The 14,807-nt window shown below is 74.0% G+C and carries 16 protein-coding genes; 6 read left to right on the top strand and 10 right to left on the bottom strand.

Annotated elements, in window-relative coordinates; translation table 11 throughout:
* Positions 1–38 precede the first annotated feature (38 nt).
* The 3 genes from VM95_RS08155 to VM95_RS44180 all read left to right on the top strand — a co-directional run bounded on the left by VM95_RS08155 (position 39) and on the right by VM95_RS44180 (position 2,909).
* Positions 39–1,004, top strand: a complete 966-nt coding sequence (locus VM95_RS08155; RefSeq protein ID WP_078859696.1) for a LysR family transcriptional regulator — start codon at positions 39–41, stop codon at positions 1,002–1,004.
* Positions 1,005–1,132: 128 nt separating this feature from the next.
* The gene (locus tag VM95_RS08150) at positions 1,133–2,290 is read left to right on the top strand and encodes an adenosine deaminase (protein WP_045693484.1); all 1,158 of its coding nucleotides are present in this window, start codon (positions 1,133–1,135) and stop codon (positions 2,288–2,290) included.
* Between the two features lie 220 nt (positions 2,291–2,510).
* Positions 2,511–2,909: a hypothetical protein gene (locus tag VM95_RS44180; protein WP_045693482.1), complete on the top strand. Its 399-nt coding sequence runs from the start codon at positions 2,511–2,513 to the stop codon at positions 2,907–2,909.
* An 84-nt stretch (positions 2,910–2,993) separates the two neighbouring features.
* Here VM95_RS44180 and VM95_RS08140 read toward each other — a convergent pair whose 3' ends face one another.
* Positions 2,994–3,179 (bottom strand): PspC domain-containing protein, encoded by a 186-nt coding sequence (locus VM95_RS08140; RefSeq protein WP_045693480.1) that lies wholly within the window; start codon positions 3,177–3,179, stop codon positions 2,994–2,996.
* 387 nt (positions 3,180–3,566) lie between these two features.
* On the opposite strand from VM95_RS08140, the gene VM95_RS08135 reads away from it, so the two are divergent.
* Positions 3,567–4,919, top strand: a complete 1,353-nt coding sequence (locus VM95_RS08135; protein ID WP_045693478.1) for a hypothetical protein — start codon at positions 3,567–3,569, stop codon at positions 4,917–4,919.
* A gap of 88 nt (positions 4,920–5,007) precedes the next feature.
* On the opposite strand, the gene VM95_RS08130 is transcribed toward VM95_RS08135, so the two are convergent.
* Positions 5,008–5,481, bottom strand: coding sequence for a hypothetical protein (locus tag VM95_RS08130; RefSeq protein ID WP_045693476.1), 474 nt, complete (start codon positions 5,479–5,481; stop codon positions 5,008–5,010).
* A gap of 146 nt (positions 5,482–5,627) precedes the next feature.
* Between VM95_RS08130 and VM95_RS08125 the strand changes: the two genes are divergently transcribed.
* On the top strand, positions 5,628–6,296 hold the full coding sequence (locus VM95_RS08125) for a PhzF family phenazine biosynthesis protein (RefSeq protein ID WP_045693474.1): 669 nt from the start codon (positions 5,628–5,630) through the stop codon (positions 6,294–6,296).
* On the opposite strand, the gene VM95_RS43175 is transcribed toward VM95_RS08125, so the two are convergent.
* From VM95_RS43175 to VM95_RS08105, 4 genes are all read right to left on the bottom strand, one after another.
* Entirely contained in the window at positions 6,293–6,934 is a 642-nt protein-coding gene (locus VM95_RS43175; protein WP_052707203.1) for a VanZ family protein, read from the bottom strand. The two genes, VM95_RS08125 and VM95_RS43175, sit on opposite strands and share 4 nt — an antisense overlap.
* Before the next feature lie 98 nt (positions 6,935–7,032).
* Entirely contained in the window at positions 7,033–7,344 is a 312-nt protein-coding gene (locus VM95_RS43170) for a hypothetical protein (protein ID WP_045693471.1), read from the bottom strand.
* Complete coding sequence (locus VM95_RS08110; RefSeq protein WP_078859694.1) at positions 7,341–8,909, bottom strand: sensor histidine kinase; 1,569 nt, start codon at positions 8,907–8,909, stop codon at positions 7,341–7,343. The genes VM95_RS43170 and VM95_RS08110 overlap by 4 nt, the downstream gene beginning before the upstream one ends.
* Before the next feature lie 80 nt (positions 8,910–8,989).
* On the bottom strand, positions 8,990–9,670 hold the full coding sequence (locus VM95_RS08105; RefSeq protein WP_045693468.1) for a response regulator transcription factor: 681 nt from the start codon (positions 9,668–9,670) through the stop codon (positions 8,990–8,992).
* Positions 9,671–10,148: 478 nt separating this feature from the next.
* On the opposite strand from VM95_RS08105, the gene VM95_RS08100 reads away from it, so the two are divergent.
* Positions 10,149–10,922 (top strand): SigE family RNA polymerase sigma factor, encoded by a 774-nt coding sequence (locus tag VM95_RS08100; protein WP_078859703.1) that lies wholly within the window; start codon positions 10,149–10,151, stop codon positions 10,920–10,922.
* 186 nt (positions 10,923–11,108) lie between these two features.
* Here the strand turns inward: VM95_RS08100 and VM95_RS08095 are convergent, their stop codons facing one another.
* The 4 genes from VM95_RS08095 to VM95_RS08080 form a co-directional block, all read right to left on the bottom strand.
* Positions 11,109–11,747, bottom strand: a complete 639-nt coding sequence (locus VM95_RS08095; protein ID WP_078859692.1) for an ATP-binding protein — start codon at positions 11,745–11,747, stop codon at positions 11,109–11,111.
* Between the two features lie 47 nt (positions 11,748–11,794).
* Positions 11,795–12,214 carry a hypothetical protein gene (locus tag VM95_RS08090; protein WP_157882010.1) on the bottom strand — a complete coding sequence of 140 codons (420 nt, stop codon included), beginning with the start codon at positions 12,212–12,214 and terminating at the stop codon, positions 11,795–11,797.
* Between the two features lie 217 nt (positions 12,215–12,431).
* The gene (locus VM95_RS08085; RefSeq protein ID WP_045693462.1) at positions 12,432–13,337 is read right to left on the bottom strand and encodes an aldehyde dehydrogenase family protein; all 906 of its coding nucleotides are present in this window, start codon (positions 13,335–13,337) and stop codon (positions 12,432–12,434) included.
* Positions 13,330–14,805, bottom strand: coding sequence for an aldehyde dehydrogenase family protein (locus VM95_RS08080; RefSeq protein WP_045693461.1), 1,476 nt, complete (start codon positions 14,803–14,805; stop codon positions 13,330–13,332). Before VM95_RS08080 ends, VM95_RS08085 begins: the two co-directional genes overlap by 8 nt.
* Positions 14,806–14,807: the final 2 nt, after the last annotated feature.

Genomic DNA, 14,807 nt, shown 5'->3' with positions numbered 1-14,807 from the left:
ATCGATGCACTGGCGCATGAGGCGAGGTGGTGGCGGGGATGGCGGCGGAAGCGGTGGACGGCACGGAGCCGCGGGGCCGGGTGGCCGAGTTGGGGCCGGGTGAGCCGGCGCTGCTGCTGGCGCCCCGGCTGGCCCAGTTCGCGGCGGTGGCGCGGCTGGAGCACGTGACGCGGGCGGCGGCGCTGCTCGGGGTGCCGCAGCCGACGCTGTCGCGCGCGGTGGCCCGGCTGGAGGAGGAGCTGGGGGTGGACCTGCTGGCCCGTCAGGGCCGGACGGTCCGGCTGACCAGGGCCGGCCGGCTGCTGCTGGCCTCGGTGGAGCGGGCGCTGGCGGAGGTGGAGCGGGGTGCCGAGGCGGCCCGGGCGGAGGCGGATCCGGCGGCCGGGCGGGTGGCGTTCGGCTTCCTGCACACGATGGGGCCGGACGCGGTGCCGGCGCTGCTGCGCGGCTTCCGGGCGGAGCATCCGCAGGTGCGGTTCCAGCTGGTGCAGGACTACGGCGCGGCGATGCTGGAGCGGCTGCGGGCGGGCGAGTTGGACCTCTGCCTGGTCTCGCCGCTGCCGGACGACCCGGCGTTCACCGGCCGCCCGCTGGACGAGCAGCGGCTGCACCTGGTCGTCCCGGCGGACCACCGGCTGGCGGGCCGGCGGCGGATCCGGCTGGCGGAGGTGGCCGAGGAGCCGTTCGTCGGGCTGGAGCAGGGGTACGGGCTGCGGGTGATCTCGGACGACTTCTGCGCGCAGGCCGGGTTCGTGCCCCGGCTGGCGTTCGAGGGGGAGGAGGCCGAGACGCTGCGCGGGCTGGTGGCGGCCGGGCTGGGGGTGGCGCTGCTGCCGCCGGCGCTGGTGCCCCGGCCGGGGGTGGTGGAGCTGGAGGTGACGGCGCCGCGGGCGCGGCGGGCGATCGGGCTGGCCTGGGCGGCGGGCCGGCCGCTGACGCCGCCGGTGGCGGCGTTCCGGGACTTCGTGCTGTCCCGGCGGGGCCGGCTGCTGGAGCACGACTGATCCGGAGGAGCCGCCGGAGAACCTTTGGCGGATCGTATGGACCGACCGGTGGAATTCGGGGTGGAGTTTGGACCATCCGGCGGTGCGGCCGGTGGTGGGTCTACGCGCGTAGGGGCTATATTTCCGCAATGGAGAAGCAGATCCCCGTCACCACCGCGGGCACCGGCCCGCGCATCCCCACCCCCGAGCAGATCCGCCGCGCGCCCAAGGTCCTGCTGCACGACCACCTGGACGGCGGGCTGCGCCCGGAGACCGTCGTCGAGCTGGCCGCCGCCACCGGCTACGAAGGCCTGCCGACCACCGACGTCAAGGAACTCGGCGAGTGGTTCCGCGAGGCCGCCGACTCCGGCTCGCTGGTCCGCTACCTGGAGACCTTCGCGCACACCTGCGCCGTCATGCAGACCCGCGAGGCCCTGATCAAGGTCGCCGCCGACTGCGCCGAGGACCTGGCCGCGGACGGCGTCGTGTACGCCGAGGTCCGGTACGCCCCCGAGCAGCACCTGGAGGGCGGCCTGACCCTGGACGAGGTCGTCGAGGCCGTCCAGGAGGGCTTCCGGCTCGGCGAGGCCAACGCCCGCGCGGCCGGCAACCGGATCCGCATCGGCACCCTGATCACCGCGATGCGGCACGCCGCCCGTTCGCAGGAGATCGCCGAGCTGGCCAACCGCCACCGGGACGCGGGCGTCGTCGGCTTCGACATCGCGGGCGCCGAGGCCGGCTACCCCCCCACCCGCCACCAGGCCGCCTTCGACTACCTCAAGGGCGAGAACAACCACTTCACCATCCACGCGGGCGAGGCCTTCGGCCTGCCGTCGATCTGGGAGGCCCTGCAGTGCTGCGGCGCCGACCGGCTCGGCCACGGCGTGCGGATCGTCGACGACATCACGGTCAACGAGGACGGCGGCGTCGAGCTCGGCCGGCTGGCCGCGTACGTGCGCGACAAGCGCATCCCGCTGGAGATGTGCCCCACCTCCAACCTGCAGACGGCGGCGGCCACTTCGTACGCCGAGCACCCCATCGGTCTGCTCAGCCGGCTGAAGTTCCGGGTCACCGTGAACACCGACAACCGGCTGATGAGCGGCACCAGCATGAGCCAGGAGTTCGGGCACCTGGTGGAGGCCTTCGGCTACACGCTGGGGGACATGGAGTGGTTCACGGTGAACGCGATGAAGTCGGCGTTCCTGCCGTTCGACGAGCGGCTGGCGATGATCAACGACGTGATCAAGCCGGGCTACGCCGAGCTCAAGGCGGAGTGGCTGTTCAGTGCGGGCACCGGCGGCAACTGAGCCGTTTCGTTCACGCCCTCGGTCGGGTGAACGCCCTTTCTTCACAAGAAAGTTGGCGTTCATCTGACTAATCGCTCGGGTGAGTGAACGCCCTTTGGTCCCGGCGCGAACCTCTCACTACGGTGTGCCAGTCATGCCGAAGACGGCGGTGGCGGCGGTCCTTCCCGACCGCCGGCCCCGCCCGACGCCGGCCACCGACGAGGACCCAAGGGGACGAACCATGAAGCAGGCTCTCAAGGCCGCCGGTACCGCGGCGCTCGGCATCGCCATCGCGGCGGTCGGCACCGGGGTGGCCTCCGCGGCCGACGGCCAGGCGGCCGGCGGTCTCGGGCTGCCCACCGGCGCCGTGACGAACCCCGCGGTGACCGGCGCCGTCACCGACACCGCCAGCAAGCTGCCCGGGGGCGACAAGGTCACCGGCGCGCTGGGCACCCTTGCCCCGACCGCGGGCCACGCCGCGGCCGCCCCGGCTCCGGCCGGTGCCCCGGCCGCCGCCCCGGCCGCGCCGGTCGCCGGCGTCACCCAGACGCGCGGCGCCGTCCCGACCATCCCGGGTGTCGACAAGACCCCGATCGGCGGGCTCACCGGCGCCCTGCCGCTGCCGGGCCTGACCGGCTGATCCGAGCCGCCGGCGCGACGACGGGCCGCTCACCCCGGTGACCCCGGGGCGGGCGGCCCGTCGTCGTGCGTCCCCCGCCGGTGCTCACGGCTCCTGGGGGAGCAGCACCCACAGCGCGAGGTAGACCAGGCACTGCGGGCCGGGCAGCAGACAGGACAGCAGGAAGATCAGCCGGACGGTCCACGGGGTGAGGCCGAAGCGCTCGCCGATCCCGGCGCAGACTCCGGCGATGACGCGGTTGTGACGGGGACGGGCGAGACGTGCGCTCATGACGGCTCCCTGGAGTGGTGGCCCGGTCGGCCGGTCCGGCGGGCGTGATTCCATCCTCGGTGCGGACGGGCCCGGATTCCTCCGCCCGCCAGCCGATTCCTCCCCCCGGCCGGTCACCGAGGAGAGGGACTCCATTCTCGGGGTCCGCCTCAGGGTCCACCCCGAGGGCGGAGGTCCCGTGGCGGCGGGGCGAAAGGCCCCGGCCGCGGCCGGGCCGCGGGCGCGGGAACCCCGTGCCGAAATGGTCGGACCGGCTGGATATGATTTCGCGCGTCGCCGATGTCGGGGGGCTGAACCGGCGGCGCCTATCTCGGGCTCAAAAGCCCCCTCACGTCTGCGATTTCGCACCTTTCTCGGGCCCCGCCCGTAATCTCCCGTGAGGTTCCATTGCGCAACCAGCACCGCAGATTCCTCGCCGTCGCCGCCGCTGCCACGCTGGTCTCCGGCGTCGCCCTGGCGTCGGCCCCGGCCGCCCTCGCGGCCGGCCCGGCCACCCCGGCCCCGGGGCCCACCGCGCCCGGCCCGCAGGGCCAGGCCTCGCCGGTCCTGGCCACCACGAGCGGCTTCCCCACCACGGTCAAGGTGGGCAGCGCGGTCGAGTTCACGACGACCCTGCGGAACACCGCCGACCACCAGGTGGACGTGACGACCGGCTTCACCGTCTCGTCCTCCACCCTCAAGCAGGGGCAGCTCAAGCTGGAGTTCCAGCGGCCCGGCGGCACGCAGTGGCAGGACGCCAAGGTGAACGGCGCGTCCACCGGCGGCGTCTGGGAGCTGGACCGGTTCGCCACCCAGCTGAACCTGGCGGCCGGGGCCGAGGCCACCTACCGGCTGCGGCTGACCTTCGCCGCCGACGCCACCCCCGGCCCGGCCTCCGCGGCGCTCGAAGCGGTGGTCACGGACCCGACCCTGCCCCCGGGGCAGGCCCCCACCCAGGCCTGGGGCGGCACGCCGAACTTCACCGTCGAGGGCGACGGCCCGACCCCCGCGCCGTCCCCGGTCGGGCTGCCGGACGTGACGGTCGAGGACGTACCGGCCGCCTTCACCGCCGGCGGCGAGGCGAAGGCGTTCAAGGTGGTCTACAGCAACCGCACCGGTACGGACCTCCGGGTCGTTCCGGCGATCGTGTTCCAGGGCGAGGGCATGCTCCGCGCGGACATGGTCAGGATCGAGTACCAGACCCAGGCGGGCGCCTGGATCGCCGGCACGCCGGAGTGGCACGACCTCCCCGGAACGCAGCTGGGCGTGCAGCTGCTGAGCGGCTGGAAGGACGGCGACGTCATCGCGCTGCCGAACGGTGAGACCCGTACGGTCAACCTCCGGCTCGCCTGGACCAAGGACGCGCCGGCGGCGGCCGAGTCGGTCTTCGCCAACGGCTACAGCCTGGGCGGCCCGGGCCGGCCCGAGCGGGGCACCTCCAGCTCCCCGGTCGGCTTCCGGATCGAGGCCGCCGGCGCGACCGGCACCCCGACCCCCTCGGCCACCAGCGCGGCGCCGGCCCCCGCGGTCACCGCCGAGGCGCCGTCCGCGCCGGCCACCACGGCCGCGCCGGCCCCGGTCGCCGTCACCACCGTGGTGGCCGCCGCGGCCCCGGCCGTCGCCGACACCCGGCTGGCCTCCACCGGCGGCGGCTCCTCGGCCGCCCCGATGGCGATCACCGGCGCGACCGCGATCGCCCTCGGCCTGGGCATCCTGGTCGTGGCCCGCCGCCGCAAGGGCGCGCCGGGCGCCGGGAACTGACCCGGGCTCCCGAACACGGCGGAAGGCCCGCCCGGCACCACGGTGAGGTGGTGCCGGGCGGGCCTTCCGGTGTCCGTACGGGCGCGGCTCAGGCGACCGGCGGCTGCGGCTGGCCGGGCTGGGCCGGCGGCACGGGCTGCGCGTAGGGGTTGTCCGCGACCGGCTGCGGCGGGACGTTCGGGTTGAACGGCGCCTGCGGGGCGGTGGGGTTGTACGGCGCCTGCGGGGCGTTCGGGTTGAACGGCGCCATCCGCTGGGCCGTCTCCTTCTCCTTGGCCTTGGCGTTGCCGCGCTCCACGATGGCCTTCACCATGTAGACGATCAGCAGGACCGGCAGGACGAACAGCTTGTAGTAGAGGGTGTAGGTGCCGCCCTCGAAGACGTACGCCATGTAGTAGGCGTAGTACAGGAGCCCGATGCCCGCCGCGATGGCGAGGATGCGCGGGAGGAACTTCACGCCGAAGGCGAATGCCCCGAGGCCCAGCAGGAGGATTCCGCTGGCGGCGAGTGCCACGACGTACCAGGAGAACAGCGGTTCGGCGCTGAAGTCGAGATTGTTCAAGGGGGGCTTCCTGTGACAGGAGTGAAAAAACGGCAGCACCGTTCGGGGACGAGAGCGCACAGTACTGGAGGTGGCTGACATTCGTCGTCGCCTTTTCATCACGGTGTCGTTTCGCTCTGCCGGAACGGCCATTGACGAGGTGGGAAATGGTCGACTATGAGGTGCTGCGGGTCTTTTGCGGACCTGACGGCCGCTACGGGAACGCGCTCGGCGTCGTGCGCGCGGGGGCCGCGCTGCCGCGGCGCGCGGACCGCCAGGCGATGGCGCGTGAACTCGGCTTCAGCGAGACGGTGTTCGTCGACGACCCGGCCGCCGGCGCGATCGACATCTACACCCCCGCGGTGCGCCTGCCCTTCGCCGGCCACCCCTGCGTGGGCGCGGCCTGGCTGCTCGGCGTGGACCGGCTGGTCACCGAGGCCGGGGTGGTGGGCGTCCGGCGCGCGGACGGGCTGACGCTGATCGAGGCCCGGCCGGAGTGGGCGCCGGGGCGGACGCTGCGCCGGTACGGGTCGGTGGCGGAGGTGGAGGCGCTGGAGGTGCCGCCGCCGGGGGAGTGGGTCTACGCCTGGGCCTGGCAGGACGAGGCGGCCGGGACGGTCCGGGCGCGGGCCTTCCCGGGGCGGGGCGACGGGATCGACGAGGACGAGGCGACCGGCGCGGCCGCCCTGGTGCTGACCGCGCACCTCGGCCGGGCGCTGACGATCACCCAGGGCCGGGGATCGCGGCTGCTGACCGGGCCGCGCCCGGGCGGACTGATCGAGGTCGGCGGCCGGGTGGTGCCCGCCGCCCAGGACGCGGGCTGGGACGCGGGCTAGGACGCGGGCGGCGTCGCGCCGGCCGCGACGGTCGCCACCGGGGCGACGGCCACCGGGGAGACGACGGCGGGAGCGACCACCGTCATCGGCGGGCCGGCCAGCACGGCCGTCCGGTCCGTCCGCGCGGGCCGCGCCGCCCGGGCTCCCGGCCGCCGTTCCCGCAGCAGCCGCCGCAGGCCGGGCACCAGCGCGAGGTGGGTGACGGCGACGCCGATCACCGCGAGCAGGATGTGGTCGACGTTGAGCACGTGCCCGGGCGTCCAGGAGGAGAGGAACTCCAGGCCGGTCGCCAGCAGGGCGGAGACGCCGGTGGTGCGCAGGAAGGACGGCAGCCAGGGCGCCCGCACCCGCCCGCCGGCCAGCGGGAGCAGGACACCGAGCGGGGCCAGCAGCAGCAGCTCGCCGACCACCTGCCAGCCCGTGGAGGACCGGAGCGAGGCCAGCGGCGTCAGGTTGGCGTCGTACACCCAGGCCACCGGGAGGGGCCGGAGGACGACCAGCCAGAGCACCACCGTCAGATGGCAGACCAGCCCCGCCAGCCCGGTCCGGCGGAGGGATCGGTGGACGACCGCCGCCGGCCTGGTCTCGGTCCGTGCGCCGGAACGCTCCTCGCGGTTCCTGGTGCCATCTCGCTGCACGGGGGGAACGACGCGAGCCGGCGGCGCGGTGGTTCCACGCCGGGCGCGAACATTCCGGAACGCGCCCCGGGTGTCTTCGTAGGACGTCAAGAGAGGACCTAGCGGCAGCCCGCGGTCGGCAGCGCGCTGAACACGTTGTCCGGCGGCGGGCTGCCCGGCGGCACCGGTGTGGGCGACGGGCTCGGCGTGCCCTTGGCGGCCCCGCGGGCCGGGGTGGCGGCCGGCGCCGGGCCGGTCGGGGTGGCCAGCGCGGGCGGCACGTGCGGGGTGGTCGGGCAGGCCGTGCGGCTGGCCGGGGCGCCGGCGTCGACCGGCACGGCGGTCGGCCGGATGCCGCAGCCGGAGGCCAGCGCGAGCAGCAGCAGGACGCCCGCGGCGCGGCGCGCGGTGGTGCGGTCGGGGGAGGTCACGTGGCGTCCTTGGGCTCGTCGGCGTCGCGGGGCGAGCCGTCTGCGGATCCGGCCGGGGAGCCGTCCGCGGGCGGCGCGGTCGGCGGGGCCGGCGGCCGGTTCACCGGCAGGGTGAGGGTGAACACCGCGCCGGTCTCCCCGTTCGCCGCCGTGATCGTCCCCCCGTGGATCTGCGCGTTGGCCATCGCGATCGACAGCCCCAGGCCGCTGCCCTCCGAGCGGGCCCGCCCCCGGTCGGCCTTGTAGAAGCGGTCGAAGACGTGCGGCAGCACGTCCTCCGGGATGCCGGGGCCGCTGTCCGAGACCTCGACCACGACCGTGTCCGCGCTCTGCCGGACCTTCACCCGCACCGGCGAGCCGCCGTGCTTGAGCGCGTTGCCGATCAGGTTGGCGAAGACCACGTCCAGGCGGCGCGGGTCGACGACGGCCAGGATGCCGCGCGGGGCGTCCAGTTCGACCGCGTCGTACCAGGCCCGGCCGTCGATGCAGGACATGATCAGGTCGGAGATGTCCATCTCGTCGGCGACCAGCTTGGCGGTGCCGGCGTCGAAGCGGGTCACCTCCATCAGGTTCTCCACCAGGTCGGACAGCCGCCGGGTCTCGCTGACCACGAGCCGGACGGCCGGCTCGATCATCGGGTCCAGCGACTCGGCCTCGTCCTCCAGGATGTCGGTGACGGCGGTCATCGCGGTCAGCGGGGTGCGCAGCTCGTGCGACATGTCGGCGACGAACCGCCGGCTCTGCGCCTCGCGTGCGCTCAGCTCCTCGACGCGGTCGTGCAGCGCCTCCGCGGTCCGGTTGAACGTCCGGGCCAGGTCGGCGAGTTCGTCGGCGCCGTCGACTTCGAGCCGGGTGTCCAGCTGCCCCTCGCCGAGCTTGCGGGCGGCGTCGCCGAGGCGCTTGACCGGCCGCAGCACGGTGGCCGAGGCCGCCTGGGCGAGCAGGGCCGAGCCGATCAGCGCGAGCAGGGTGGCGATGGACAGCGACCAGCCCAGGGTGTTGAGGTCCGCCCGCTCGTTCTCCAGCGACTTGAACATGTACGCGGTCGGGCCGTTCGACACCACCTTGGTGCCGCCGATCAGGTACGGCCGGCCCTCCAGGTTCTGCCGCTGCCAGTACAGGTGGTACCGGTACGGGTTGGTCTCGGTGATCTCGCGCGGCTTGGCGACGGTGGACTGCAGCGGGGCCGGGACGTCGGCCAGCGTGAAGTGCGTCGGGTCGGAGGAGGCCGAGCAGCCCGGGTCGTCCGGGGAGACCACCACCACGTCGTAACTCAGCCCGGAGCTGGCCACGTTGGTGGCGAGCTGGGTGAGGTCGCCGCAACTCGGCCGCAGCGGGAGGTCGGAGACGTTGCGGCTGAGCGAGACCCGGAAGTCGTTCAGCGCCGTGTCCTGGGCGCGCTTGAGCACCGCGTCGCGGTTCAGCCAGTACGCGATGCCGGAGGCCGAGACGGCGGCGAGCAGGGCGACCGCCGCGAACACCGCGATCAGGCGCACCCGCAGCGAGCGCAGCTGGCGCCACGAAACGGCCGGGATGCGCCGGGCTGTCGTCTGATGGTCAGTCACAGGAGCCTGTCGTCGTACGGGAGTTCAGGAAGCGGGCGGCCGGGCCGGGCCGGGCCGCGGGCGGTCGGCCCGGTGGCCGGTCAGCCCGTGGGCGGGTCCAGCCGGTAGCCCACGCCGCGCACGGTGCGGATCAGCGTCGGCGCGGACGGCACGTCCTCGACCTTGGCCCGTAGCCGCTGCACGCAGGCGTCCACCAGCCGGGAGTCGCCGAGGTAGTCGTGCTCCCAGACCAGCCGCAGCAGCTGCTGGCGGGAGAGCGCCTGCCCGGGCCGGCGGCTCAGCTCCAGCAGCAGCCGCAGCTCGGTCGGGGTGAGCTGGAGGTCCTGCCCGTCCTTGGTGACGGTCATCGCCGCGCGGTCGATGACCACGCTGCCGTACGCGGAGGAGTCCGAGCTCTCCCGCTCGCCGCGGCGCAGCACGGCCCGGATCCGCGCGTCCAGGACGCGCGGCTGCACGGGCTTCACCACGTAGTCGTCCGCGCCGGACTCCAGGCCGACCACCACGTCGATGTCGTCGGAGCGCGCGGTCAGCAGGATGATCGGCAGCTGGTCGGTGCGGCGGATCCGGCGGCACACCTCGAAGCCGTCGATTCCGGGCAGCATCACGTCCAGCACGATCAGGTCGGGCCGCTGCTCCTTGAAGAGCCTCAGACCGTCCTCGCCGGAGGCGGCGGTGGCCACGCGGTGGCCCTGGCGGGTGAGGGCGAGTTCGAGGCCGGTCCGGATGGCGTCGTCGTCCTCGATCAGTAGGAGGAAAGGCACGGCCCCATTTTGGCCCACCCGCAGCGCCGAATCACCCCCCGGACCGGTCACCGCCCGTACGGGAACCGGAACGACGGCTACCGGCGTCCGGTACGGAGGGAGGCGGAGCAGGACCTTCGGCCCGCCCCTGTGACACCCCTGTGACAGTCGGCGGACAGCGCCATCACAACCGCCGGGCAGGATTTTCCATGTCGCCGCAGGACAGCGGGCCGGAAAACCGGCCGGCCGGAGGGCGGCAACCGGAACCGCTCGAACCGAACCAAGGGGGCGCACGATGACCGCCATGCTTCAGACCCGGACCAACCCGGCTGTCCGCACCGCGCGTCCGTCAGCCGCCCACCGGACCCGGTACGAGATCAGGACCGACGAGAACTCCGGTGCCGTGACCGTACGGGGGTGCGCGCACAGCACCGGGAACACTGTCGCCCGCCGGGTGAGCGGCGGCGGCAGGACGGGGGAGCAGTACGGGATCGGCCGGATGGGGAGTGCGGCCGACTCCGCCACCACCCTCACGCTGCGGGGGATCCTCCCCGTCCGCGTCGAGGGCAAGGACGCCCTGGGGGGCGCTCGGGGGAACGGGGGGAACGGCCTGCGGGCGGTCGGCTCGGGGGAGCCGACCGGTCGCGAGGCCGCCGGTGCGACGCTGCTGCGGCTGAATCCCGCGGCGGCCCGCACCACCGAGGCGGGACAGGGGGACGCGCGGGGGGAGCACCGCGGCGTCGCGGAGGACCACATCACGGAGTTCACCGCGTACGTGCGCGAGCGCCGCGCCTCCCTGTACGCCACGGCGTACCACCTCACCGGTGACCGGTACGAGGCCGAGGACCTGCTGCAGAGCGCGCTCTTCAGCACCTACCGGGCCTGGGGCCGGATCACCGACAAGGCCGCGGTCGGCGGGTACCTGCGCCGCACCATGACCAACCTGCACATCTCCGCCTGGCGGCGCCGCAAGGTCAACGAGTACCCGACCGAGGAGCTGCCGGAGACGGCCGGCGACACCGACGCGATGGGCGGCACCGAGCTGCGCGCCGTGCTCTGGCAGGCGCTGGCGAAGCTGCCGGAGAACCAGCGGACCATGCTGGTGCTGCGGTACTACGAGGGCAAGACGGACCCGGAGATCGCCGACGTGCTGCAGATCAGCGTCGGCACGGTCAAGAGCAGCATCTGGCGCGCGCTGCGCCGACTGCGCGAGGACGAGCACCTGAACAAGTCGGGCGACACCGTCCGGGCGTTCGGCGAGCTGGTCGCGTAGCGCACGAGAACTCCCGTCGGGGGACGGGAAACGGACGGTCACGGTCCGGGGGCAGGACTCGGGGGAGTTGCCCGTGGGGGAGCCGAGGACCGTTCGGCACGGCGGAGGGCCCGGTGCGGGGGAGACGCACCGGGCCCTCCGTCGTGTCGTCGTACGGTGTCGTCGTACGGGGCGTTCGGGAGCGGGTCAGACCGCCGAGAGCTCCCGCCGCGCGGCCACCGCGCGGATCCGCCGCTCCGCCTCCGGCCCGGCGCACGGGGACGAACCGAGCGAGACCTGCCGCCCGACGATCGACCGCTCGGCGCGCATCAGCCGCAGGCCCCGGCGCAGCAGCACCGGCAGCGACTTGCGGCCCTCCCGGACGTCCCGGCGCAGCCGGCGCCAGGCCGTGGTGAGCGCGCCGTTGCGCAGGCACAGCGCGTCGCCGAGCAGGCCCTGTTCGGCGCACTCGGCGACGATCTCGGCGGCGAATATCCCCTCGGCGATGAACGCGCCCGCGCCGTCCAGCTCCAGGGCGCGGGTGGCGATCCGGCCGTTGTCCGGGATCGAGTAGACCGGCACCTCGGCGCGCGCGTGCTCGTGCAGGGCGCGGATGGCGGCCACCGCCTGGTCGCGGTGCCAGGCCAGCGGGGAGTCCCAGTCCACGGCGCCGTCCGGCAGCCGCGGGAGCGTCGGGTCGTCCCCGTCCTTGTAGAAGTCGTCGAGCTGGAGCACCGGCAGTCCGCTGCGCTCGGCGAGCGAGGACTTCCCCGATCCGGACGGGCCGGAGAGCAGGATCACCCGGGCGTGCGCGGCCGGTGCGGGGTTCATGGGGGAGTCACTCACGGGACACCAGTCTGACGCATCCCGGCCGGTTGCCGAAACCGGTGTGCTCACACCTTCTCGGGGACCTCCCCGTCGCGCGGGGCGCCGAGGGCGGCGTGGAGCAGCGGCAGGTAGCGGCTGTCGGCCTGGAGGTAGACGGGGTGGCCGCCGCCGGGCGGCCGGTAGGCGGTGGCGGCCCAGTCCTGGCTGTGCCAGGTGTCCGGCTCGGGCTGCTGGAAGGTGCCGCCGGTGGGCAGGTCGAGCCGGCCGAGCCCGCGGGAGCCGAAGGTCACGGTGGGCAGGCCCGGGGTGATGCCCAGCGTGCCGTTGACGTAGGCGCGCTGCCAGCCCGGCCGGTCGGAGCGGGCCGAGCAGGGCACCCGCACCGGCTTGCCCGCGGCCAGTCGGCGGCCGGTCCGGGCGACGTGCCACCTGCGGAGGAAGCCGTCCGCGAACAGTGCCGCCAGCTCGCCGATCAACTCTCCCACGTGCCCCCCAGTGTCCGTGCCGGTACGGACGATTCTGGTCCGGCCGGGGGCGGCGGGGGATCGCCGAAAGTCGGTGCGCGCGGTGACGAAAGTCGACGGACCCGCACCTGGGGGGGAGAGGTGCGGGTCCGTCCAATGACCGTCCGGGCCCTGGGGGGGAGAGGGCACTGGGGACGGCCAGCTTGTGGAGTTGTTCACCCGGCGGAGAGCCGGAGGGTCAGATCCCCATCGGGTGCCAGACCGTCTTCGTCTCCAGGAACGAGAGTAGCCGGTCCGTACCGGGCGCATTGGTCCAGTCCTGGGCGAACGGGTCCAGCTCCGGACGGACCACCCGCTTCAGGGTATCCGCGGCGGCGGCTTCCAGTGCGGGCGCCGCGCCGGGGCCGTCGGTGGCGATGGCACCGGTGAGGTCCAGCGCGTTGACGTCCTGGTGCGAGGCCAGGGTCGGGGCGATGTCCGCGGTCCGGCCCGAGATGATGTTGACCACGCCGCCGGGGACGTCCGAGGTGGCCAGCACCTCGCCCAGGGACAGCGCGGGCAGCGGGGCGTCCGCGGCGGCCGCGACGACCACGGTGTTGCCGGTGGCGATGGCGGGGGCGATCACCGAGACCAGGCCGAGCAGCGAGTGCCCGTACCCGGCCTGCGGGGCGACGATCCCGACCACGCCGGTCGGCTCCGGGGTCGACAGGTTGAAGTACGGCCCGGCGACGGGGTTGGCGCCGCCCGCGATCTGGGCGACCTTGTCCGTCCAGCCCGCGTACCAGACCCAGCGGTCGATCGCGGCGTCCACCAGCGCGGCGGCCTTCTTCGGGCCGATGCCCTCGGAGACGGCCACCTCGGCGGCGAACTGCTCGCGCCGGCCCTGCAGCATCTCGGCGACCCGGTACAGCACCTGGCCGCGGTTGTACGCGGTGGTGCCGGCCCAGCCCTTGACGGCCGCGCGGGCGGCCAGGACGGCGTCGCGGGCGTCCTTGCGGGTGCCCAGCGGGGCGTTGGCGAGCCACTCGCCCTTTGCGTCGGTCACCTCGTACACCCGCCCGCTCTCGGAGCGCGGGAACTTCCCGCCGACGTACAGCTTGTAGGTCTTGAAAACGTCAAGACGCGCGAAGGTCGTGTCAGACATCGAGGTAGGCCTCCAGACCGTGGCGGCCACCCTCGCGGCCGTAGCCCGACTCCTTGTAGCCGCCGAACGGCGAGGTCGGGTCGAACTTGTTGAAGGTGTTGGCCCAGACCACGCCGGCCTTGAGCTTGTTGGCCATCCAGAGGATGCGCGAGCCCTTCTCCGTCCAGATGCCCGCGGAGAGGCCGTACGGGGTGTTGTTGGCCTTCGCGACCGCCTCCTCGGGCGTGCGGAAGGTCAGCACCGACAGGACCGGGCCGAAGATCTCCTCCTGGGCGATCCGGTGGGCCTGGCTGACGCCGGTGAACAGGGTCGGCTTGAACCAGAAGCCGGTGCCCGGGAGTTCGCAGGCCGGCGACCAGCGCTCGGCGCCCTCGGCCTCGCCGGCGTCGGTGAGCGCGGTGATCCGGGCCAGCTGCTCGGCGGAGTTGATGGCGCCGATGTCGGTGTTCTTGTCCAGCGGGTCGCCGACCCGCAGGGTGGCCATCCGGCGCTTCAGGGCGTCCAGCAGCTCGTCCTGGACGGACTCCTGGACCAGCAGGCGCGAGCCCGCGCAGCAGACGTGGCCCTGGTTGAAGAAGATGCCGTTGACGATGCCCTCGACGGCCTGGTCGATCGGCGCGTCGTCGAAGACGATGTTCGCGGCCTTGCCGCCCAGCTCCAGCGACAGCTTCTTGCGGGTGCCGGCCAGCTGCTTGGCGATCGCCCGGCCGACCGGGGTGGAGCCGGTGAAGGCGACCTTGTTGACGTCCGGGTGCGCGGTGAGTGCGGCGCCGGTGCGGCCGTCGCCGGTGACGATGTTGACGACGCCCTTCGGCAGACCGGCCTGGCGGCAGATCTCGGCGAAGCGCAGCGCGGTCAGCGGGGTGGTCTCGGCCGGCTTCAGGACGACCGTGTTGCCGGTCGCCAGGGCGGGCGCGATCTTCCACGCCAGCATCAGCAGCGGGAAGTTCCACGGGATGACCTGGCCGGCCACGCCCAGCGGCTTCGGGTTCGGCCCGTAGCCGGCGTAGTCGAGCTTGTCGGCCCAGCCCGCGTAGTAGAAGAAGTGCGCGGCGACCAGCGGCAGGTCGACGTCACGGGTCTCGCGGATCGGCTTGCCGTTGTCGATCGACTCCAGCACGGCCAGCTCGCGGCTGCGCTCCTGGACGATCCGGGCGATCCGGAACAGGTACTTGGCGCGCTCGCTGCCCGGCAGCGCCGACCAGTCGACGAAGGCCTTGCGGGCGGCGGCGACGGCGCGGTCCACGTCCTCGTCGGTGCCCTGGGCGAACTCGGCGAGCACCTGCTCGGTGGCCGGGTTGACCGTCTTCAGGGCCTCGCTGCCGGAGGAGTCGACGAACTCGCCGCCGATGAAGTGGCCGTAGGAGGTGGCGATGTCACCCGCGGCGGCGGGGGACTCGGGGGCCGGGGCGTACTCGAAGAGGCCGGCCTTGCGCACGGGCTCCTCGATGGTCTTCTTCTTGGCCATGG

The organism is Streptomyces rubellomurinus (assembly GCF_000961885.1).
Classification (GTDB): domain Bacteria; phylum Actinomycetota; class Actinomycetes; order Streptomycetales; family Streptomycetaceae; genus Kitasatospora; species Kitasatospora rubellomurina.
The sequence above is the reverse complement of the archived record's forward strand: the minus strand, read 5'-3'. Positions and strand labels throughout refer to the sequence as shown.

Coding starts and splice junctions, on each gene's coding strand:
- VM95_RS08155 (WP_078859696.1), top strand. CDS start 39: ATGGCGGCGGAAGCGGTGGACGGCACGGAGCCGCGGGGCCGGGTGGCC.
- VM95_RS08150 (WP_045693484.1), top strand. CDS start 1,133: ATGGAGAAGCAGATCCCCGTCACCACCGCGGGCACCGGCCCGCGCATC.
- VM95_RS44180 (WP_045693482.1), top strand. CDS start 2,511: ATGAAGCAGGCTCTCAAGGCCGCCGGTACCGCGGCGCTCGGCATCGCC.
- VM95_RS08140 (WP_045693480.1), bottom strand. CDS start 3,179: ATGAGCGCACGTCTCGCCCGTCCCCGTCACAACCGCGTCATCGCCGGA.
- VM95_RS08125 (WP_045693474.1), top strand. CDS start 5,628: ATGGTCGACTATGAGGTGCTGCGGGTCTTTTGCGGACCTGACGGCCGC.
- VM95_RS08100 (WP_078859703.1), top strand. CDS start 10,149: ATGGGGAGTGCGGCCGACTCCGCCACCACCCTCACGCTGCGGGGGATC.
- VM95_RS08085 (WP_045693462.1), bottom strand. CDS start 13,337: ATGTCTGACACGACCTTCGCGCGTCTTGACGTTTTCAAGACCTACAAG.
- VM95_RS08080 (WP_045693461.1), bottom strand. CDS start 14,805: ATGGCCAAGAAGAAGACCATCGAGGAGCCCGTGCGCAAGGCCGGCCTC.